The organism is Streptomyces sp. YS415 (assembly GCF_023544665.1).
GTDB lineage: Bacteria > Actinomycetota > Actinomycetes > Streptomycetales > Streptomycetaceae > Streptomyces.
The window spans coordinates 91,597-110,710 of sequence record NZ_JAMJFL010000012.1 but is presented as its reverse complement, the minus strand read 5'-3'; the positions used below and the strand labels follow the sequence as shown (position 1 = coordinate 110,710).

General features: G+C 65.7%; 20 protein-coding genes. 17 read left to right on the top strand and 3 right to left on the bottom strand.

Annotation, left to right across the window (positions count from 1 at the left end; genetic code table 11):
• Window positions 1-99: 99 nt before the first annotated feature.
• Complete coding sequence (locus M8H82_RS17570) at window positions 100-1,176, top strand: MrcB family domain-containing protein (RefSeq protein ID WP_250075002.1); 1,077 nt, start codon at window positions 100-102, stop codon at window positions 1,174-1,176.
• 202 nt (window positions 1,177-1,378) lie between these two features.
• Here M8H82_RS17570 and M8H82_RS17565 read toward each other — a convergent pair whose 3' ends face one another.
• Complete coding sequence (locus M8H82_RS17565; RefSeq protein ID WP_250075000.1) at window positions 1,379-3,007, bottom strand: hypothetical protein; 1,629 nt, start codon at window positions 3,005-3,007, stop codon at window positions 1,379-1,381.
• Window positions 3,008-3,522: 515 nt separating this feature from the next.
• Between M8H82_RS17565 and M8H82_RS17560 the strand changes: the two genes are divergently transcribed.
• The 5 genes from M8H82_RS17560 (at window position 3,523) to M8H82_RS17540 (ending at window position 8,669) form a co-directional block, all read left to right on the top strand.
• Entirely contained in the window at window positions 3,523-5,193 is a 1,671-nt protein-coding gene (locus tag M8H82_RS17560) for an HNH endonuclease (protein WP_250074998.1), read from the top strand.
• 975 nt (window positions 5,194-6,168) lie between these two features.
• The gene (locus tag M8H82_RS17555; RefSeq protein ID WP_250074996.1) at window positions 6,169-6,393 is read left to right on the top strand and encodes a hypothetical protein; all 225 of its coding nucleotides are present in this window, start codon (window positions 6,169-6,171) and stop codon (window positions 6,391-6,393) included.
• Window positions 6,390-7,409, top strand: coding sequence for a DUF262 domain-containing protein (locus M8H82_RS17550; protein ID WP_250074994.1), 1,020 nt, complete (start codon window positions 6,390-6,392; stop codon window positions 7,407-7,409). The genes M8H82_RS17555 and M8H82_RS17550 overlap by 4 nt, the downstream gene beginning before the upstream one ends.
• 230 nt (window positions 7,410-7,639) lie before the next feature.
• Entirely contained in the window at window positions 7,640-8,101 is a 462-nt protein-coding gene (locus M8H82_RS17545; protein WP_250074992.1) for a GntR family transcriptional regulator, read from the top strand.
• 1 nt (window position 8,102) lies between these two features.
• Entirely contained in the window at window positions 8,103-8,669 is a 567-nt protein-coding gene (locus M8H82_RS17540) for an HD domain-containing protein (protein WP_250074991.1), read from the top strand.
• Here the strand turns inward: M8H82_RS17540 and M8H82_RS17535 are convergent.
• Together M8H82_RS17535 and M8H82_RS17530 are read right to left on the bottom strand one after the other, a co-directional pair.
• Window positions 8,657-9,130 carry an NUDIX domain-containing protein gene (locus M8H82_RS17535; RefSeq protein ID WP_250074988.1) on the bottom strand — a complete coding sequence of 158 codons (474 nt, stop codon included), beginning with the start codon at window positions 9,128-9,130 and terminating at the stop codon, window positions 8,657-8,659. The two genes, M8H82_RS17540 and M8H82_RS17535, sit on opposite strands and share 13 nt — an antisense overlap.
• A 1-nt stretch (window position 9,131) precedes the next feature.
• The gene (locus M8H82_RS17530; protein WP_250074987.1) at window positions 9,132-9,899 is read right to left on the bottom strand and encodes a helix-turn-helix domain-containing protein; all 768 of its coding nucleotides are present in this window, start codon (window positions 9,897-9,899) and stop codon (window positions 9,132-9,134) included.
• A gap of 507 nt (window positions 9,900-10,406) precedes the next feature.
• On the opposite strand from M8H82_RS17530, the gene M8H82_RS17525 reads away from it, so the two are divergent.
• From M8H82_RS17525 to M8H82_RS17475, 11 genes are all read left to right on the top strand, one after another.
• Complete coding sequence (locus tag M8H82_RS17525; protein ID WP_250074985.1) at window positions 10,407-10,676, top strand: DUF6284 family protein; 270 nt, start codon at window positions 10,407-10,409, stop codon at window positions 10,674-10,676.
• Entirely contained in the window at window positions 10,673-11,017 is a 345-nt protein-coding gene (locus M8H82_RS17520; RefSeq protein ID WP_250074983.1) for a hypothetical protein, read from the top strand. The genes M8H82_RS17525 and M8H82_RS17520 overlap by 4 nt, the downstream gene beginning before the upstream one ends.
• Window positions 11,014-11,871, top strand: a complete 858-nt coding sequence (locus M8H82_RS17515; RefSeq protein WP_308293260.1) for a protein spdB — start codon at window positions 11,014-11,016, stop codon at window positions 11,869-11,871. Before M8H82_RS17520 ends, M8H82_RS17515 begins: the two co-directional genes overlap by 4 nt.
• Window positions 11,871-12,218 carry an RRQRL motif-containing zinc-binding protein gene (locus M8H82_RS17510; protein WP_250074981.1) on the top strand — a complete coding sequence of 116 codons (348 nt, stop codon included), beginning with the start codon at window positions 11,871-11,873 and terminating at the stop codon, window positions 12,216-12,218. The genes M8H82_RS17515 and M8H82_RS17510 overlap by 1 nt, the downstream gene beginning before the upstream one ends.
• A 2-nt stretch (window positions 12,219-12,220) precedes the next feature.
• On the top strand, window positions 12,221-12,538 hold the full coding sequence (locus M8H82_RS17505; protein WP_250074978.1) for a hypothetical protein: 318 nt from the start codon (window positions 12,221-12,223) through the stop codon (window positions 12,536-12,538).
• Between the two features lie 104 nt (window positions 12,539-12,642).
• Window positions 12,643-14,754, top strand: a complete 2,112-nt coding sequence (locus M8H82_RS17500; protein ID WP_250074976.1) for an FtsK/SpoIIIE domain-containing protein — start codon at window positions 12,643-12,645, stop codon at window positions 14,752-14,754.
• Between the two features lie 207 nt (window positions 14,755-14,961).
• Window positions 14,962-15,279 carry a hypothetical protein gene (locus M8H82_RS17495; protein WP_250074974.1) on the top strand — a complete coding sequence of 106 codons (318 nt, stop codon included), beginning with the start codon at window positions 14,962-14,964 and terminating at the stop codon, window positions 15,277-15,279.
• A gap of 59 nt (window positions 15,280-15,338) precedes the next feature.
• Window positions 15,339-15,971 carry an XF1762 family protein gene (locus tag M8H82_RS17490; RefSeq protein ID WP_250074972.1) on the top strand — a complete coding sequence of 211 codons (633 nt, stop codon included), beginning with the start codon at window positions 15,339-15,341 and terminating at the stop codon, window positions 15,969-15,971.
• 84 nt (window positions 15,972-16,055) lie between these two features.
• Entirely contained in the window at window positions 16,056-16,922 is an 867-nt protein-coding gene (locus tag M8H82_RS17485; RefSeq protein ID WP_250074970.1) for a bifunctional DNA primase/polymerase, read from the top strand.
• A 2-nt stretch (window positions 16,923-16,924) separates the two neighbouring features.
• The gene (locus M8H82_RS17480; protein WP_250075266.1) at window positions 16,925-18,400 is read left to right on the top strand and encodes an ATP-binding protein; all 1,476 of its coding nucleotides are present in this window, start codon (window positions 16,925-16,927) and stop codon (window positions 18,398-18,400) included.
• Between the two features lie 459 nt (window positions 18,401-18,859).
• Window positions 18,860-19,048, top strand: a complete 189-nt coding sequence (locus M8H82_RS17475) for a helix-turn-helix domain-containing protein (RefSeq protein ID WP_250074969.1) — start codon at window positions 18,860-18,862, stop codon at window positions 19,046-19,048.
• Window positions 19,049-19,114: the final 66 nt, after the last annotated feature.

Below are 19,114 nucleotides of genomic sequence, written 5' to 3'. Positions count from 1 at the left end.
CTCCGCGGCTGCCGACACAGGATGAAGTGGCCATCGCCAACTCTGGTGCAGTGATATGGACATGGGCGCCTGTCAGTGTGCGCACGTAGCATCCGCGCTATGGAGCTCAGCAACTTCCTCAGCCAGGTCGGGACCACCTTCGGGGTGGGCGCCGCCGCCAGCACAAGCAGTGACGCTGCACGACTGCTCCGCGCGGCGCCGGACAAGATTGGGCACTTGGTGCCGGCCGGCTATCTCGTCGAGGGCAGCCCCGGAAGGGGGAACGCTGCGGTCTGCCCGTGGGTGTCGTTCTTCGACCCCGATGAGACAACTACCGCTACGCGCGGCATGTACCTCGTCTACCTCCTCGCCGAGGACAGGAAGACCTTCGCGCTCAGCCTCAACCAAGGCGTCACCGAAATCACTAAAGCCCTGGGCACCCGCGAAGCACGTCAAAGGCTGGCAGCGCAAGCAGAAGCCATCAGGGAAGCCCTGCCGACCGAGGCAAGGGCTGGTTTGGATGTCACGATCGACCTCGGTAACCAGCCAGGGTTGCCGCGCTCGTACCAGGCCGGCAACATCCTGGCCACCACCTATGACATCGCTGCGTTGCCTGACGAGCAGACGTTGCGTGCCGACCTCAGCCGCATGATCGCTCTGTACCAAGACGCCCTGGCAGTCCGTGAGGAAGTGCGTCAGACCACCCGCGACACCATCGTCACGGTGGTCGAACAGCCTCCCACACAGTCCCCAGAGACCCTCCTTCACTTCGCGCCCAAGAGCGATGAAGAGTACGTCCAGGTAGTGACAGCACGACGGCTCCGCAAGAGCCGCAGCCACGAGACTCTCGTGCAGCAGTACGGCACGTACCTCCGAGAGCAGGGCGTCGAGGTAGGCACCAACGTGCATCCGCGGGACCTGGTCATCATCAGGAATGGAATCCACTGGCTCGCTGAAGCCAAGTTCGTCCGCCGGGGGAACGCCACGGGAGCCGTACGCGAGGCCCTAGGGCAGCTCGCTACCTACGCCTTCTGCCTGTATCCAGAGGACGCGCAGCCACACAAGATGGCCTTGTTCTCGGAACCCGTTGGCGAGGTGTACGTCCGGCTCCTTGAGCACCACGGCATCGCAGCAGTGTGGCGGACAGACGAGGGCTGGGCCGGGTCCCCGTCCGCCGTGGCCGCGGGCCTCGCCTGAGACTTGCCCTTGAACCGGGCCGGGCCCGCGTCTCCTGGGCTCAACGCCGGCCGGCCTCCCGTGCTTCGCATGGCCGAGGAGGTCTGTCGTGGACAGTTTTACAGCGGGCTCCCCCTGCCCCTTGTGGCCTGGGGATTCCCAGTCGCTGGCCCTTGCCGGGGGATACCTGGGGGAACTGCGCGCAGACTCCGGTCCGATGCCCTCACGCCTCCCGGTCGTTGCGGCTTCCGGAATCTCGTTCAGGCTGTGGTGGAGCGCTCTCCAGGTAGCGGAGGAGGGAGGGGGAATAATCTCCTCTCGGAGTGGTGGCAGCGATCACCGTTCGCACCTCTGAGAGTCGACCCGCGTCTCTCAGCGTGTCGGCGAAAATTGCTACTCGATGGTCGAGTCGGTTGTCTTCGGCAATTGGAACTGGCACGAAATCGAACTCTCTTACCAGCCAATGGGTGATCAGCTCGATCGGTTCCGATCGGAGCAGGATATGCGTGAATTGTACGCACTGCCTGTCAGTCAACCCGCTTAGCATCGCCTTCAGTCGATGATGGCTTCTAAACATGTTTACACAAAGCGCCACGGCTACGCTGCCGCATCCTATCGACTCAAGCTGCGTCACGGTTGTCACGTAGCGCTGTTCGTATCCTGTTCGCGCACGGATTCCCTTAAGGGTCGCGAACGTAGTCGCATCATTCGGATCTAGAAGGGCCAGCGTCTCGACAACTTCACTTTCATCCCGAAGAGAACGACATAGGAAGTTTAGAATACTTTCCTTCACGTTTAAAGGTTGCGAGACGCCGCCCCACTCAACCTGGAGGAGAATAATTTCCTGCGGCCTTCGAATATCTGCTGCCTCCTTGACGAGAATGGTTGGCAAATATCCTCGCGGACTCCTGACCAGGTTGCCAAACTCGGCCAATTCACCAACTTTCCGCGCGTGAACAACTTCCGTGATCAACCGGTCGGCGCGGCTATGGTCCCGACGCTCTCGGAGCCACTCGACCAATTCCGCGAGCTCACCGATGGGCCGACCCCACGCTGCCTCCACGACTTCCCTCGACGCCTCCCGCTGTTCCCCAGCCTCCACTAGTTCCGCCAACTGCCCCTTGAGAGCAGCAAGGGGAAGCGCAGGTTCCCCAGTCGCGCCAAGCCGAGTGGCTAGTTCCTCTTCCATCAGACTGACTTGCTCTTCCAGCTCGGCGCACCTTTGTTCCGCCCCGGCCTTGAGTCTCGCAATCTCGGAAATCTCGGCCTTGAGCCGGGTGATCTCTTGGAAGAGTCGTCCACGCTCAGTGGAGTGCCGTTCGACCCGTTCACGCAGCTCGACTTCGGCACGCTCCGCACGTGCCAGATCCACGGTCCAGTCCTGCCGTACAGTCTCCAATTCTTCCTGTACTGCGCGCACTGCTGACTCCCTCTTCTCCAAGAGGTCGTGCAGGGCTTCCTGATGCCTGACGAGCATTTGAACCTTGCGCCCCGATTCGAGCATTTCGGCGCGCAGTTCCTCCAATTCGTATGTGGCGGGGTCGGTTACCTTGAGAGCGTCGAGCCGGAGCTTCGTCACCCTTCGACGCACCTCTGGCTGAACCGAAGCACCACGCCGAACTTCGACCTCCCGCATCAGGCGATCGATGAAGTCCTCTGTCGCAACTCTTCGACCCCTCAGGTAGCGGGAGACAATGGACTTGTCCATAGAGATGCGGACGGCGTACGCGTTCTGTGTCACTTCCAGGGTGTTGAACAAAGATGTCAACGCGTTGCCGAGCGCGGCAACTTCCGGAACCTCACCTCGTTCCAGCTCGGACGAACTCCCAGCTGCGGGCCCTTCCTTAGCCAACGCTCACCACCCCTGATCGGTTGTCACGCTGCTGGCAACCATTGCCGCTTTCGCAACCTACCGGACGCCACCGACTGTGGATGAGTTCTCAAGTGCCTGCTCCGAAAGGAACACATCCGTCATGGCCCCGTCCTCATGGTCAGCTGTCATCAACGGCGCCCGCTGGGTGCAGCGAGCGCTCATTGTCCTTCTTGCCCTACTTCCCTTGTTCGTCGTGACGCTGGCCTCCGTGCCTGCTCTCGCGTTGCTGCCGTTCTTCCCCAAGCACAGTGCCCGCGCTCAGGCGATCGTCCGCCAACTCATCGCCTGGACGCGCACGACATTGGTCTCCAGCAGAAGTCGTTGACCGCCACAGCGCTGTGATACCGACTTGCCATTGCCAACCCGGCTGCGTCAGTTGGATACCAAGGCACTTCGGTGCTACGGGGTCTCAGTCCAGCCAGCGACGTACGAACCGGCCGCAGCGCGAGGCATGTCAGGGTCCGCTGTCAGTGCCCTGCTTTACGGTGTCGCTCATGGCACCGTCTGAGATCACTCGTGCAGGCATCCTGCAGGCGATTGCGGAGCACGACCGGATCGGCCCGGAGGCGTTCCGGGACACCTACGGCTATCGCGCCGCGGCTACCTATCTCCTAGAGCACGAGGGGAACATGTACGACTCGAAGGCCATAGCTGGCGTCGCTCACCAGTACGACTTCGGGACAGCACTCAAGCCGTCGGAGCTCAGCGGGGGCCTCAGGCATGCAGTGGCATGGCTGAAGAGGGAGGGCTTCACCGTGGTGGAGCCCCCCAAGTCCTTTCACCGGCGAGTGGGTGACGTCCGGCCGGCCCGACGAGCCACGGGGCCCGCCCTGCACCGTCCCGTTCTCCTGCTCTGGGCAATCGGCCAGGCCCTGGCCGGAGCACCCCGCATGCAGACATGGTCGACCACCCGTGATGCTGTCGCACCTCTGCTGGTGAAGCACGGACAAGTGGAAGACGGCGTGGACGGGGCCCGCTACCCGTTCTGGGCACTCGTTCGCGATGAGCTGTGGACCATCGAGCAGGGGCAAAAACTCAACCTGACCAGTCGAGGGCGGCGCCCCACACTGGAGTCCCTGAACGAGGTCAATCCCCTTGGCGGTCTGCGCGAGGATGACTACAACCTGCTCCGCTCGCACCCGGATGCCGCGGCATCAGCAGCTGCCGGACTGATCCTGCGCTACTTCCATCCCCTTCCAGCAGACTTGCTCGAAGACTTCGGCCTCCACGAGTTGCTCGCCGGCAGATGGCCGGATGCTCTGCGCCCTCTGCTTGGGGAAAACTTCAAGGATCGAGACGCCATTTGGCGGTCCTACGGTGGGCAGAAGATGGCGGGGATCGGCTGCCTCGCCGACGGCATCGTGAGCGCCTTCTCGGACGACAAGGGCCCCTACGCCGATGGGCGCATCCCGGACACCAACTGGATCGCCTACGTTGGCGACGGGCTTTCTGGCGACCAGAAACTCACTGACGGCAACGAGCTCATGGCCGAACACCAGACGGCCGGCCGCCCGTTGCGCTACTGGCACAAGCCGTTCCAGGGACAGTTCAGCTTCGAAACCTGGGCCGTGATCGTGCAACGCCGACTGCGGTGGGGCGTTGGAGAAGACAAGCTGCCCCGTCGTGAGTTCCTTTGGGTGCTGGCGCCGGTTCCTTCCCCGGAGCGGGAGACATGGCCCGCCGAAGTGCTCGAAGCGCTGGACGCCGATACAGGGGAGCTCCACGACGACACTGGCGACTACCGTCCCAGCGACCTTGCCCTTGAAGCCCCCGGCGTCGAGGAGAGCGACGAGGATGCGTATCGGCGGCTGGCGCAGAAGGCGGAGGCGAACGCCGAGCGGCGTGGCCAGATGAAGAAGCCGACACTGGCCGACAAGTACGTCCGCGACCCTAGTGCGCGAGCTGCCGTCATCAAGCGCTGCCGCGGCAGGTGCGAAAGCCCTGACTGCGCAGGCCACCCCACCGAGCTGACCACAGCCGGCCTGCCAATCTTGCAGGTCGACCACGTCAAAGACCTCGCCAAGAAGGGACCCGATGTCCCTTGGAACATGATCGCCTTGTGCCCGAACTGCCACGCCCTCAAGACCTACGGCGAGAACAGGGACAAGCTTCGGCGCCTGCTCACTGCTACTGCGCGACGCCTCCATGAGGCCATGCTCGATTGACTCGTGCGTGGCGGCGTCTACTCGCGCCGTAGACGCCGCCACGTCACAGGAAGGGCTTTCAGGAGCGTCAAGCGGGCAGTACGTGCGTCCTGGTCAGGGGCGGTTTCGACTCCCGCGAGGGTACTGCCGGCCCGCACAGGGTCCACGGGCGCTGACGGGTCCCGTTGCCGTCCCCCCTCAAGCGCGCTGACGGAGCGCACGCTTTCCAACTGGCCGCTCGGCCGTCCGGGGCGTCCGTGGGGGCGCGGGCAGGTCAGGCGGGGTGCACGTACGGCGGTGAACGATGGCGGCTGTCAGCGCACTGGAGAAAAACCAAGACAACGAGCGTTGCCGAACGGACCAGCCGAGGCAAGATCCTGGCCGGTGGCAGCCGTACCTCCTGACGCGAACTACGGCCATGCGATCGCCGAAGGCCGACGCGTAAAGCGGGAGGCCTCGCCTGAATGCCTACTGGGACGTAACTTCTGACGTGACGTCACCGGAGTCAGGCAGGAACGGCTAGACTGCTCAACTGATACCAAAAAGCGAAAACATTACCATCGTGCAAAATTGCATGCACTGGTCAATTGAACGGGGTGGCCCCTGTTGAGCGCCGCGAATGATAGCGAGCTCGAAAACGCAATTAGTCGTGCGTTAGTCGAATTCAAGGAAGGGCTAAAGAGGCATAGTGGCCCTCTGCCCGTGGTTCGTGAGTTTCTGACTCATGGGTCTTGTGTAGCTATTGACCGCACAACGCACGCAACGCTCCGCGAGGCCGTGGCGAGCGCCCTCGGTGTTCACCCTAACCGAGATGTTTACACCGTGGGATCGGCTAAGCTAGGTTTTAGCATTAAACCAAAAGCGCGATACCGCCCTTTTAGCGACACGTCGGACGTCGACATTGCGATAGTCTCCCCAGAAATTTACACTAGCCTTTGGCGTCAAGTTCGTGCATTCCAGTCAGAAAAGGGAATATGGAAGGCTGACCAGGAGCGCATGTTCAAGCTGCGCCATTTCTGGGGTTCGATTCACCTATCCGACATTCCTCGCTCGCCGCTTATTCCGACCCAAGAAAAGCTATGGGAACTTGGGCGATCCCTTCAGCGCGCCAGAGTTGCCGGGCCGTACCGGGTCACATTCGCCATTTGGAATGAAATGGAATCTCTGGAGAACTATCAATGTCGCGCCGTCGCGGCATGTCAGGAGACGAGCCAACTGTGAAGACGACTGCCACCAACAAGAAGATCCGTCAACTTTTGACTGCGGTAAGCGATGGAAGCCTGATCCTTAAGCCTGAGTTTCAGCGGCGACTCGTGTGGACCGATAAGCACAAGCAGGAATTCATTCGGACGGTTCTTGAAGGGCTTCCTTTTCCTGAGATCTTCTTGTGTGATGGGGATGTCGACCTGACTACTGGGCGGGGTAATCAGCAGGTTGTTGATGGTCAGCAGCGACTCACGACCTTGTACCAGTACTTCACTGCGTCGAAAGATTTGAAGCTAGGGCCTCTTGATCCCTATGAAAGCCTTGATGACGGCGCAAAGCTTGCCTTTCTGAACTATGATGTTGTAGTTCGAGACCTTGGCGAGCTTACGGATCAAGATGTTCGCAACGTTTTCACTCGAATGAATTCCACCAACTATGGTCTAAATGCGATGGAGGTCAATCACGCCCGATTTGATGGTGCACTTAAGCGTGCAGCGGAAGGTGTGAGCGAATGGCAGTTCTTTGACGCTCACCGTGTCTTTAATGCCGTTGATATTCGGCGAATGAATGACATTAAATGGTGCTTGACCCTTATCATCACCATGATCTCCGGGTACTTTAGCCGAGATGTCGAACACGAGACCTACCTTGAGCAGTACAATGACGAGTTCCCGGAATGGGCTGAAGTGGAGGGTAAGCTGGAACGAACATCTAAACTGATCGAGGATCTGAGTGTAGACGGTTCGAGTCGAATGTGGCAGAAGAATGATCTGTTCACGCTTATGGTAGAGCTGTCAGATCTCGGCCCAGAGAACTGTAGCGACGTGGCGGCTTTCGGTAAGCAGCTGAGCACTTTCTATGCGGAAGTCGACGGCATCTCCGAAGGGGTACAGCCGAAGGTTTTCGGCCAGACTGCTGAGCAGTATCGAGTAGACGTTATCTCGGGAACGAATGAGCGAGCTCGCCGGATCAGGCGAGGGGGAATTATTCGAGATATTGCAAAGCCGTTCTTCTCGCCTATTGATAGCTAGGCCACTACTGGGGCGTTGATTTCAGGATCATGCAGCGAGTGGAAGCCGTGAGTGGGAGTGGCGAGCGATCCGTGAATCCGTGAGCTGCGTATTTGGGTTTCCGCTCTCATTGGTCCGCCTTCTGTGGCCGCAGGTTGGCCAAGGGCGACAGCGCGACTCCTTGCCCCCTCCGCAGCGCTGACGGGTCGTGGGAGGCTGGGATGGCGATGGCGAATGGAGAAGGAGAGCGAGTGTCGCAGCAGGCCAACCCTCGGGGTACCTTCCTGAAGATTGCTGACTCTGTGAAGAGGCAGATCGAGGACGACCCAGACATGTCGGAACTTCCATCTCTGGCTGAGGTCATGCGCGACCACAAGGTTTCGCGCGGGGTCGCTCTCCGTGCGTTCGGCGTACTGCGTCAGGAGGGCATGGCCGAGCCAGTACCGGGCGAGCGGTGGCGCGTCGTACGCGCGGGGGCGCGAGTCGACCGGCGCCCACTCGATCAGCGGTTGGCAGAGATCATCGTGACTGAGGGACTCGAAGTAGGGGAAGCGTTCCCCAGCGCTTCCGTGCTGGCCGAACGGTTCGGGGTCTCACGTCCGACCGTGACCAAGGCGCTGGAGAAGTTGGAAGCCGCCGGCGTGCTGGCGGGTGGAGGACAGGGCAAGGTGCGGACGGTCCGCGCCATGCCGGCGCGAGAGGGGCGGTCGTAGCTTGTCGACGTTGACGGAGTGGGCCTATCCCCTGGCTGAGTCGCTGCTCTCTGAGCCGCTGCCGCGGCGCTGGAGACACTGCCTCGGGGTCGCTGAGAGGGCGCGCACCATCGCGCTCATCCTCGATCAGGATGCGGACCTATTGGAGGCTGCGGCGGTTCTGCATGACATCGGCTACGCGCCGGATCTCGCTAAGACTGGCTTTCATCCCCTGGACGGCGCACGGTATCTCCGGGACGTGACCGATGCTGACGAGCAGGTCGTCAACCTCGTCGCTCATCACTCGTGCTCATGGCTTGAGGCTGATGCGCGCGGCTTGCGGGCTGAGCTCGACGGCGAGTTTCCCCGTGAGAGCGAGCACCTGAACGATGCGCTCTGCTACTGCGACATGAGCACCACCCCGGACGGCACGCCGACGAACCCCATCGATCGGATCAACGAAATCACCGGGCGCTACGGGCCGGACAGCCTGATCGGCAAGTTCATCCGCCGGGCCGAACCGGAGATCATCGACTGCACATGCCGCGTCCTCGAACGAGTCGCCGCCGCGAAGCGTCAGCCGATGTAGGGCGCCGTTCGCGTCCGGTCCATCGCGTGCTCGATTCGAAGCCGCATCGTGGGGTGCACGTCCATCGCTTTCAGGTCCGCTGGGTCGACCCAGCGGACCTGAGTCGTCTCGTTGCTCGTGCGGAGTTCGCCCCCGACCGGCCGCGCACGGAAGCAGATGCTGAACTGCTGGCGGACTTCACCGTCGTCGTACTGCATGACGTGCCCGGGGTCGGTGTAGAGCCCCGACACGTCGACTACTTCAGCCCGGATGCCGGTCTCTTCCCAGACTTCCCGCACGACGGTGTCACTGATGGACTCGCCCACGTCGTGACCACCGCCGGGAAGTGCCCAGCGTCCGTTGTCGGACCGCTGGATCATCAGCACTTGCCCCGCGTCGTTCTGCACGAACGCAACGACGGACGGCACAACAGAGTTGGCCGGCGGGGCGTCGGGATCGTGCAGGTAGTCGATGCGTCCCATGTCAGGCTCCTGTGATGCTCGCAATATCCTGGTCAGTTATCGGTCGGGCGTTCTCCCAGGTGTGTTCGATGCTATTCGCGTAGGTGTCGAAGAGACTGCCGCCGGGAAGTCGCCGCAGGTGCATGACGGGCGCCATGTAGGCCCCGATGCCGTAGACGTGCGGGTTGACGAGCATCTCGTCATCGGCTCGGTAGATGGAGTTGTAGAGAGTCGAGTCGTGCAAGCGGAAGTCGATGACTGAATGACTCCGCATGAGGGGCCGGTACAGCACCAGAGCGTTGCGGATCTTGCCGTCCATGATCCGGTGACCCTCATCAATGCCACGCTGCCGGACGGCCGCACATCCGGGGTCGCCTAGCAGGATGCGCACCTGCGCTCCCGCTTCCACCTTCGCCCTGAGCAGGTCGTGGAACAGGGGATCTTCAGAGAGGAACAGTCCGGAGTAGACCAGCACGTCCAAGTTCCGGTCAGCTCGCTTGTACAGCTCTCGCCAGAGACCGACAGGCACCGTGTGGCGGTGCGGGTACACGGTCGCTATCTCCGCCTTTGCCAGATCTGTCGCGCTGTCAAGGGTTCGGACATCCTCCCACAACGTGGTCACGTCGATGTTGAGCGCTGCCGCCGCCGCGTACTGGTGACGCTGGTACGGCACCTTGCCCTGAGTGATCCAACGTTCGACAGTCTTGGGGCCTACCCCGATCGCTTCAGCCAGGCTCTGCACGGTCATGCCGCGCGCCAGGAGAGCGGACCGTAAGCGCTCGTTCGACATCTGCACCCCCTGAGGGACTTCTAGGGACTTCTTGACCGTAGCCATATGGCCCGGACGTGTCCATAGGCGGGGTGACCAACTCCCCTGACATGGGCGGATGCTGGGAGCACGCCAAGACGTCCCGGCGAGAAAGCAAGAGATTCCGGCGACGTACTTGACAGCCCATCATGCAGTACCTGTAAAACAGGTACTGCAACTGCAACGCCCGGAAGGAAAGCCCCCAGGGGTGAGTACCAAGGAAGCGTCAGCGCCTTGACAACTGCACACAAGGAACTGCCGGTAACCCGTGGTCCGCCTGCCCGAAGGGGTCGGAAACAAGGCGGAGAAGACCGGCGTGCCCCGTACGGCAGCCTGACCGGTTCGAGGCCGGTCCGGGGCACTTCGGCCGCTGCTCAGCGGCCATACCGCGCCATCTGCGCGGCTTCACCTACAACGGCGCGCGGCCCCGGGTGGCTAGACCCGGGGCCGCTGTTGGGGCCGTTTCACCTGCAAGGGAGACCACGACCCATGAACCACATCGTCACACTTCAGGACGCTGTTACCGCGTTCGCACCGTGGATGGAACCAACCGGCGCTGAGCTGGACGCGATCGAGCAGGAGATCCCCGTCATCCTGGCGGACGTCGACCTGTTGGACGCGCACATCACCACCCTGGACCGCACCCCGACCGAACTGGACGAGCGGCGTATCCGCCGGGCCCGGCGCCGGGCGCTCGCCGCCCGGGTCGCGCTGGTCAACCGCACGGCCGGTACGAGTCTGCCCGGGGGTGCGGCATGACGCTGGACGGCCTCACGGTCCCCCTGCGCGCGCTGCGGCTGTTGGCCGTGGACTTCCCGCACCTGCCCGCCCCCGACGTGGATGTGTCCCCGATCTTCCCGGAGTGGTTGCGGCTGTCCTTCCACGACACCTCGGGCGAGAGCCTCGCCGCGTTCGAGCAGTGGCGCACTGCCCTGCGGATCGCCCCGGAAGCGGTCGACTCCCGCACCCAGAGCGCGGGTCGCACCCGCGTCCTGAAGGCCGAAGGGCAGTTCGCCGGCGCGGGCATCGTCCTGACCGCGTATGCCGATCAGCCGGATGTCGACCGTGCCCCTGCGGGGCAGGCGGGAGGTGCCCGGTGAAGGCCAAGACCGTGCTTCCGGCTGTCGCGATGACGGCCGTGTCGATGGTGCTCACCCTCGCGGTGGTCATAATGTGGCTGGGTGCAGCGGTGCCGTGGCCGGTCGCTCTGGTCGTCGGTCTCGGTATCGACGGTGGATGGCTGGCCACCCTCGCCTACGAACGCCGACTGGCCGCGCAGGGCGACCACAACCGCGCCGTAACGGCGGTCGGCTGGTCCTTCGGCGTTCTCGCCGCCGGCGTCCTGGTCGCCCACGCCCTGACCGCTGAGCATGCCGCCGGCGCGTGGTTGGCTGTGGCTTGGCTGCCGATCGCGGCCAAGGCCCTGTGGCTTGTGCACAGCCTGTGGGAGCGGACCGCGCTCACGCCGCTCGCGCTGGACGCGATCCGGGGAATCCAGCAGGAGGCGCGCGACGAAGCGGCCGTGGCCCGTGCCCGGCTGCGGGCGGAAGCGGCCACGGAGGAGACGCGGCTGACGGCCGTGACGGAAGCCGGGGCCCGCGTCGCACGCGTCCAGGCCGAGACCGCGCAAACCCTCGCGGGGGCGTGGTCGACGCTGGAGACCGCCCGCAAGGGCGAGGAGACCAGCAGGGCCCTTACCAGCGTGACGACCCACGTCACACCCGGCGTCACACCCCGCTGGGAACTCCCCGTATGGGGTCCGACCGAGCAGGTTCCGGCGCTGGAGACGGGGGCGCCCGCGCTGTCGGATGACGCGCTGGACACGCTCGTTCACGACATTCGGCACAGCCAGACGCCGCCCTTGTCCTACCGCGACATGGCCGCCCGCTTCCGTGCCGCCGGCCACTCCGCATCCGAGGTACGGCTGCGGGCCGCTTGGAAGCGCGTCGCCTGATGGCTGCGCTGCCGGTCTACCGGTGGCGCCTCGCCCCGGACGGATACGCCACCCGCCGCCAACTCAGAGCGCGCGGGCTGCGGCCCGGTGGTCAGTGTGTGGCCGCGCAGCTCGAACGGCCGCGCCGCCGCCGGGGCCCGCTGGTCGCCTACCTCTACCGCATCGACCTGGCCAAGCCAGTTAGGCCGATGAGGCCGGGCCGGTGGGCCGCGCTGGCGGCGGCGAACCGGGCCCGCCGCGTCTGCCCGCAGTGCCGCCGGGATGCGGGCTACGTCATCCCCACCTCGCTTGGCATGTGCGTGCCCTGCGCCTACCCCGACTCTGCCGACTCTCCGAGGAGCGTCTGACCATGAGCAACGCCGATATCCGTCGTCTGGACCGCGCGATCCTGGCGACGACGAAGAGGCTGGAAGCCGTGCAGCGGGGCGAGTGGTGGCCGCTGAACGGCAGCGAGCGCCGTGCGATGGCCCGTTCCCTGGCCGTCGGTGGCTACAAGGTGACCCGGGGCCGTAGCGCGGGCCGTGAAGAGCAGCGCATGGACGCCACCGGGAACAGCGCGGAGATCCGGCTGAACGCGGAGCTGACCGCCTTGCACGGCGAGCGGCAGCGTCTCATGACCGAGGCCGCCCGCGCCAAGGCCAAGAAGAAGTCGTCCGGCTGGTTCTGATCAGCCCGTATTGGCGCCGGGGTGACCGGGTCTTTCCACGGACACGGCCACCCCGACTCTCCCTTACTCCCGCCCCGCTGGGGGCAGTCAGGAGCACTTCCAGCATGTTCGATAACGTCGTTCACCTCCACAAGCCCACCGACCCGCCGGCCCCCGACACCGCCCCGACCGTGCTCACCGTGGTGCCGGACGCGCCGCCCGCGCGGCCCGTGCCGCTGTGGGTGCGCTCCGGCCGCGCGGTGAAGACCGCCGCCACTCACGAGAGCACCAGGACGGTCGTCCGCGCGGTGACCCGGCACGGCCTCTACACGCTCAACGGCGGCCGGATCGTGCTCCGACGTACGTGGGACGGCCGGACCGGGGCCCGCTACGAGCGGATGATCCGGGCGGCGGAAGCCGCGGGGAACCTGGAAGCGGCTGAAGAGTGGGAGGAGCGGTTGCAGCGCTTCCGCGCCGCCCGCCACCACCGCCGCATGGACCTGCTCCACTCCCCGGTAGAGGCCGCAAAAGGTGTCGCCGTGGGTGCTGGGATGAGCGTGGGTGTCCTGGTCGCCCTCGGAATCGCCATGGCCATCGACACGGGCCACGCCGGCGACGTGCTCACCCCGCTGTCCGCGACCATTAATTTCATCGCCCTGCTCATCCGGATCGTTCAGATCGTGTGGGGCCCGGCGCTCACCCTCGGCCCGTTCCTCGCGCTGCTAGCCCTGTGGTCGGTCGGCCGCAAGCAACACGCCGCCCCCGCCTGGGCCCTGCCCGCCAACCTCCGGTCAGGGGAAGGCGAGCCGATCACCCCGTCCATCGTGGTCAAGGCCCTGCGCGACCTCGGAGTGCCCGCCCTGGCACGCGCCATCAAGGAGATGGGCGACGCGGGCGCGTCCATGCTCGGGCCGATCACCATTGCCGGGTGCGGTGTCGAGGTCGACGTCACCCTTCCTTCCGGAGTGGCCACGAACGAGGTGCAGAACAAGCGCCGCAAGCTCGCGGAGAACCTGACCCGGCACGAGCACGAGGTGTTCATCACCATCCCCACCGCCGCGCGCACGGTGCGGCTGTGGATCGCGGACTCGGGGGCGCTGGATGAGCCGATCGGCCCGTCCCCGCTGGTCACCGACGAGACGATGACCGCCGACTACGCCATGGGCCGCGCTCCGTGGGGTCAGGACCTGCGGGGGGATGCCGCCGCTCTGTCCCTCTACCAGCGCCACCTGCTCATCACCGGTCTGTCGAACCAGGGCAAGACGGTCGCCCTGCGCTCGCTGGCGCTGTGGCTGTCGCTGGACAAGTCGGTGCAGTTCCTCATGGGTGACCTCAAGGGCGTGGGCGACTGGGCCATGTTCGACGGCCTTGCCACCACGCTGATTCAGGGGCCGACGGATGAGCACGTGATCCAGGTGACCGAGATGGTTGAGGGCGCGGTTGCCGAGATGAACCGGCGTATCCAGGCGCCGCCCGGCACGGTGTTCCCGCCGCTGATCGTGCTGGTGGACGAGGCGCAGGTGGCGTTCATGTGCCCCGCCAAAGACGCCGACAAGCGGCCCTACGGCGGCTCGAAGGCCAACTCCCGGTACTTCATGGCCGTCCGGAAAATCCACAACCAGGGCCGCGCGGTGAACGTGCTGATGTGGCAAGGCACGCAGGACCCGACCAACGAGAACCTGCCCAAGCTGGTCCGCGAGGGCGCCCACACGCGCGCCTCCCTCGCTCTGGGTACCGAGTCGCAGGCCCGCATGGCGCTTGGGGACAAGGCCGTTGACGGGGGCGCGGCTCCGAACCTGCTGCGTCCGGGGCTGGACCGGGGAACCCTGGTCGTCGCGTCCGACGGCATCACCATCCCGGCCGGACAGTCGTCCATCACGGTGCGCACGCACTACATCGACGACGACGCGGCCCAGGCCATCACCGACCGGGCGAAGGCCCTGCGCGACGGGGTGAGCACCCTGCACGCCATCGACCGCGGGACCGAGCGTGACCCGCTCGCGGACATCGCGTCCGTGGTCGGCACAGCAGAGCGGGTGCGCACCAAGGACGTGCTGTCCCGGCTCGGCACGCTCAACGCGGACGCCTACGGCGGCTGGTCGTTCATCGACCTCAAGCGCGTCCTTGAGGGCACCGGAGCCGAGCCCTACAAGTCCGACGGCGTCATGGTCATCGCGCGTGACCGGCTCGCCCGCGCCCTCGCCAACCGCAACGACGGTTCCGCTTCCGCTTCCTAGTCGCAGGGAGAGGGCCCGCCCCGGGGTAGGGAGGCAGGGAGAACTCCCTGAACCCCTCCCTGCCCCACATCCCTCGCTCTGAGCTGCGCGAATGATCGCTCAGGGAGGCAGGGAGGCCCGCAGGTCAGCACCCCCGAAACCCCCTCCAGAAGCCACCCTGCAAGGGGTGTTTCTTCCTCCCTGAACCACCCTGTGAAGGGATTCCGCATGCACTCCCACACGCCCGGCACCCCGCCGGGAATCCTCGCCCCGCACATCCCCGCCGACGCCTACCGCCGCGCCCAGGACACCGGCGCCCCGCTCGTGATCGTCGTCCACACCACCGACCCGAGCACCCTTCCGTGGCGCCGCATCCTGATCGCGGTCGGCGCCGCCGGCGCCGCCGCCATCGGCTGTTGGGGACTGGTCGCCGCGCTGTGCGCACTGCTGGACGCCACCGCCCACGCCGTAACCGTCATCGCCGCCGCAGCCGGACCGATCGGTACCGGTGGCATCAGCCTTAAGCGCGCCCGCGTCAAGCACTGAGCCGAGAGGACTGCCCGATGACTGCCCCGCCCGGCGCACAGCGGCTGCACATTCGGCCGATGAAGTGGAAGGCCGCGTGCGCCTACGTCGAGGAACATCACCGGCACCATGCTCCGCCACAAGGGCACCAGTTTTCCCTCGGTGTCCGCACCAACGACGGCCGCTTGGTCGGAGTGGCCATCGTGGGTCGTCCCGTCAACCGGCACTTCGACAACGGGCTGACCATCGAGGTGACCCGGGTTGCGACGGACGGCACCGCGAATGCTTGCTCCGCCCTGTACGCAGCTGCATGGCGCACCGCCCGCAGCGCGGGCTACCGCCGCGCCATCACCTACACCCAGGACGGCGAGAGCGGCGCGAGCCTCCGAGCCGCGGGCTGGCGCAAGATTGCTGACCTGCCTGCCCGTCCTGGATGGGACTCCCCGAGTCGTTCCCGCCGCGCTCTTGGTACCGAAAACATGGCCCGCGCCCTGTGGGAGATCACCACCCACGACGCGTCGCCGTTGCCCGAACCGTGTGATGAAACGTGTGACGAAACCCAACCCACTCGGGGTCGTCGCAAGCGCTGCCCGGAGTGCAAACGCTCGCTCACCGCAACTGCCACCGGTCGCCCGCCGCGTTACTGCTCCCCGGCATGCCGACAACGCGCCTACCGGCACCGAAACCGCAACCGCGCTGTCTCGAATCCCTAGCAATGCCAAGGGCGGCCCCTCTCGCCAAAGACCGGGCCGCCCTTGCCAACCAGTCAGCTACTGACCTGTTGGAGGTCTCCCAGCATGACCCAACCCACCGGCATCCGGCGAGTGCCCGAGCTCCTGCGCATCGCCCTGGACCTCGCGGAGACCGGCTTGCCGCCGCTGCCCCTGCGCCAGGGCAAGGTCCCCTTTGGTAACTGCCGTGCCTGTGCCCAGAACGCGTGCGGCGGCCGGCCGAACATGAAGCACGGCGGACCGTGCTGGTGCCCCGCACCCTGCCACGGATGGGCCGCCGCCACTACAGACCCGGACGTGCTCACCTCGCGCCCGTGGCTGCGCGCCTGGCGCCAAGCGGTGGCCGTGGCCTACCACCCCGGAGGCGCCGGCCTGACCGTGGTCGACCTTGACGACGAGGCGGCCATGGAGTGGGCCCACCACGCGCTGCCCGGCACCCGCACCGTGACGACCACGCGAGGTCAGCACTGGATCTACCAGGGCACCATGCGGTCCGTGAACGCGGTCCGCCCTGGTGTGGACATCAAATCCACCATGGCCTACGTCCGCTGGCTCGGCACCGGAACCGGTGCCATCACGGCGCTCCCGGACATCGTGCGCGAGCTAGCCGCGGAGAAACCCCCGGTCGTCCGGCCGGTGGCGCAGGTCCTCACCGCGTCCGCGCCAGCTGGCGGCGGGCAGTGCCCGCACCGCACGCCGACGTATCTGGACCGTGGCATCGCCATGGCCGAGCAGGCCATCACTGAGGCCCGCAGCGCGGTGCACGCCACCGTCTACCGGACGTTCCTCGCGGTGCTGTCGACACACGGCCGGTGCGGCTGTCTCACCGATGCCCACATCGCGCGGCTGTTCACCGCCGCGCAGTCCAAGGGCGAATCCCCGCGGCATTGCGTGGACGCGTGGACCAACGCCCTGACCACGTTGGGACTGTGACCGTGTCCGACGACGAGAAGGACCCCGCCCGCAAGGTCATCACCGACTACGCCCAGTCCCACTTCCGGTACTTCCGCACCGTGGACGGGACCGTGTACGCGCAGCGCACCGGCCACCCCGTGGCCCGCCCGATCCGCTCCCAGGGCACGAGCGGGAGCCACCGCCAGGAACTCATGGTCGGTCTCTTCCGCGACGGGGTCGGCATCTTCAACGGAACCGCTCTCAAGGAGGCGTTGGATTTGATCGAGGCACTCGCCCTGACCGAGCAGGTACAGCCCACCCACATCCGCGTCGCCCCCGGATTCGACGGCGCCACCTGGCTCGACCTCGGCCGCGATGACGGCCAGTCCGTCCGCATCCACCCCACCGGCTGGGACATCCGCGTCCCCGACCCCGAGGAGGTGTGCTGGCGGCGCACCCAGCTCACCGGGGAACTCCCCCTGCCCGCCAAGGACACCGACGGCAAGGGCATCGATCTGCTGATGCGGCTGTGCAACTTCGCCGACGCCAAGACCGAGGCCCTGGCCATCGCGTGGCTGATCGGCTGCCTGGAACCGTCTGTGCCGGTCCCGGCGCCGTTCCTGACCGGCCCACAAGGGGCGGGCAAGTCGACCGGCGGGCGCATGCTGATCCGGATCGTGGAGGGGATGAGCGGTGACCTGCGGCGGGCGCCCAAGGATGAAGAGAACATGATCACGGCGGTGGCGGCCGGATGGGTCACCGCCCTGGACAACCTCTCCCACCTGCCCCCGGACCTGTCCGACCTGATGTGCTGCATCATCACCGGGGCCGAGAGCATCAAGCGCGCGCTGTTCACCGACGGCGACGTCGTCCGCTCCCGCTACCGCCGCCCGATGCTGCTGACCGGCATCGACGTCGGCGTCATCCGCCCCGACCTCGCCGAACGCCTCCTCACCCTGCGCCTGGAACGCCCCCGGGTACGGCGTACCGAGGCGGAGCTGTGGGCGGAGTACGCCGAGATCCTGCCCCTCGTTCTCGGCTCCCTGCTCGACCTGACCGTCAAGGTCCGCGCGGTGCAGGCCGAGACCCCGACCGACCTGCGGATGGCCGACTTCGCCCACCTGTGCGCCCAGCTCGACGCCGCCACCGGCTTCGGGACACTGGAGGCGTACCGGGCCAGCCTGGACGACCTCAACGACGACGTGATCGAGGGTGACCTGCTGGCGCAGACGGTCCTCAAGCACGCCGCCGGCCTCGCCCCGGGCGAGGAAGAACGGATGACGTCGGCGGAGTGGCTGCACGCCCTGACCGCCCTCTACAGCGGCGAGGAATGCCGCCCCCTGCCCAAAGGCTGGCCCACCACCGGCAAGGTGCTGTCCGACCGGCTGCGACGCATCCAACCCACCCTCGCGGCGCGGGGCGTCCTGGTCGACTGGGGACGCACCAGCGCCGCCCGCTACATCGAACTCAGCCTCCCCGCCCCGGCCCCGCCCCCCGAGCAGCAGGCCGCGTTCTAGCCGCCCCCGGGACCAGGCGGACAAGCAAGAGGAGCACGCATCGCCCCGGGCGGGTGCTCCTCTTGCTGGTCCGGCGGCGGCAGCCGCCCTGCAAGGGTCGCGCCGCGAAGCGGCCCGTTCTTCAAGTCCTGAGTGGACGTAAGAACACAGACCACCCCCCCTTCTTTGTCCCAAGTAGGGAAGGTCTGCGTCACTGCGTCACCACGGGCCCGACGGACGGCCGCTGACCTGCGGCTATAGACGGTGACGCAGACGGCGAATCCTGCGTCATCCCGCGTCATCCGCGTCACCCCGTGACGAGAGCGCGTGACATCGGTGACGCAAGGCCCATCCCGCTGCGTCACCGAAAACAGCAGGTCAGAGGCCTGATTGACGCAGGTGACGCAATGACGCAGAAATCCCTGCTTCGGACACACACGGGCACCCTGCCCGCCGCCTCTGATTTTCAGGAAGGACGCAATGCAGAGGTACTTGACGACTGCGGAAGTTGCTGAGCGCTACCGCACGTCGCCCGCGACTGTCCGCTACTGGCGCTATGCCGGAACCGGTCCGCAGTGCTTCTTCAGGCGTGGGCGACATGTTCTGTACGACGCCGTAGCGCTCGACAAGTACGACGCTGAAGAGATCGGAGGCCGATGCGCAGCATGACTAGAGACGGGCGCCAACCTCACCACGCCGCACGCCACTTCAATGCTGCCTCGCCTTGCTCTGGTG

What these genes read in the sequence shown, in the direction of transcription:
- M8H82_RS17500 (WP_250074976.1), top strand. Translation starts at nt 12,643, where the DNA reads ATGTTCGATAACGTCGTTCACCTCCACAAGCCCACCGACCCGCCGGCC.
- M8H82_RS17525 (WP_250074985.1), top strand. Translation starts at nt 10,407, where the DNA reads ATGAACCACATCGTCACACTTCAGGACGCTGTTACCGCGTTCGCACCG.
- M8H82_RS17510 (WP_250074981.1), top strand. Translation starts at nt 11,871, where the DNA reads ATGGCTGCGCTGCCGGTCTACCGGTGGCGCCTCGCCCCGGACGGATAC.
- M8H82_RS17475 (WP_250074969.1), top strand. Translation starts at nt 18,860, where the DNA reads ATGCAGAGGTACTTGACGACTGCGGAAGTTGCTGAGCGCTACCGCACG.
- M8H82_RS17535 (WP_250074988.1), bottom strand. Translation starts at nt 9,130, where the DNA reads ATGGGACGCATCGACTACCTGCACGATCCCGACGCCCCGCCGGCCAAC.
- M8H82_RS17570 (WP_250075002.1), top strand. Translation starts at nt 100, where the DNA reads ATGGAGCTCAGCAACTTCCTCAGCCAGGTCGGGACCACCTTCGGGGTG.
- M8H82_RS17490 (WP_250074972.1), top strand. Translation starts at nt 15,339, where the DNA reads ATGAAGTGGAAGGCCGCGTGCGCCTACGTCGAGGAACATCACCGGCAC.
- M8H82_RS17495 (WP_250074974.1), top strand. Translation starts at nt 14,962, where the DNA reads ATGCACTCCCACACGCCCGGCACCCCGCCGGGAATCCTCGCCCCGCAC.
- M8H82_RS17530 (WP_250074987.1), bottom strand. Translation starts at nt 9,899, where the DNA reads ATGTCGAACGAGCGCTTACGGTCCGCTCTCCTGGCGCGCGGCATGACC.
- M8H82_RS17505 (WP_250074978.1), top strand. Translation starts at nt 12,221, where the DNA reads ATGAGCAACGCCGATATCCGTCGTCTGGACCGCGCGATCCTGGCGACG.
- M8H82_RS17485 (WP_250074970.1), top strand. Translation starts at nt 16,056, where the DNA reads ATGACCCAACCCACCGGCATCCGGCGAGTGCCCGAGCTCCTGCGCATC.
- M8H82_RS17555 (WP_250074996.1), top strand. Translation starts at nt 6,169, where the DNA reads ATGTTCAAGCTGCGCCATTTCTGGGGTTCGATTCACCTATCCGACATT.
- M8H82_RS17560 (WP_250074998.1), top strand. Translation starts at nt 3,523, where the DNA reads ATGGCACCGTCTGAGATCACTCGTGCAGGCATCCTGCAGGCGATTGCG.
- M8H82_RS17520 (WP_250074983.1), top strand. Translation starts at nt 10,673, where the DNA reads ATGACGCTGGACGGCCTCACGGTCCCCCTGCGCGCGCTGCGGCTGTTG.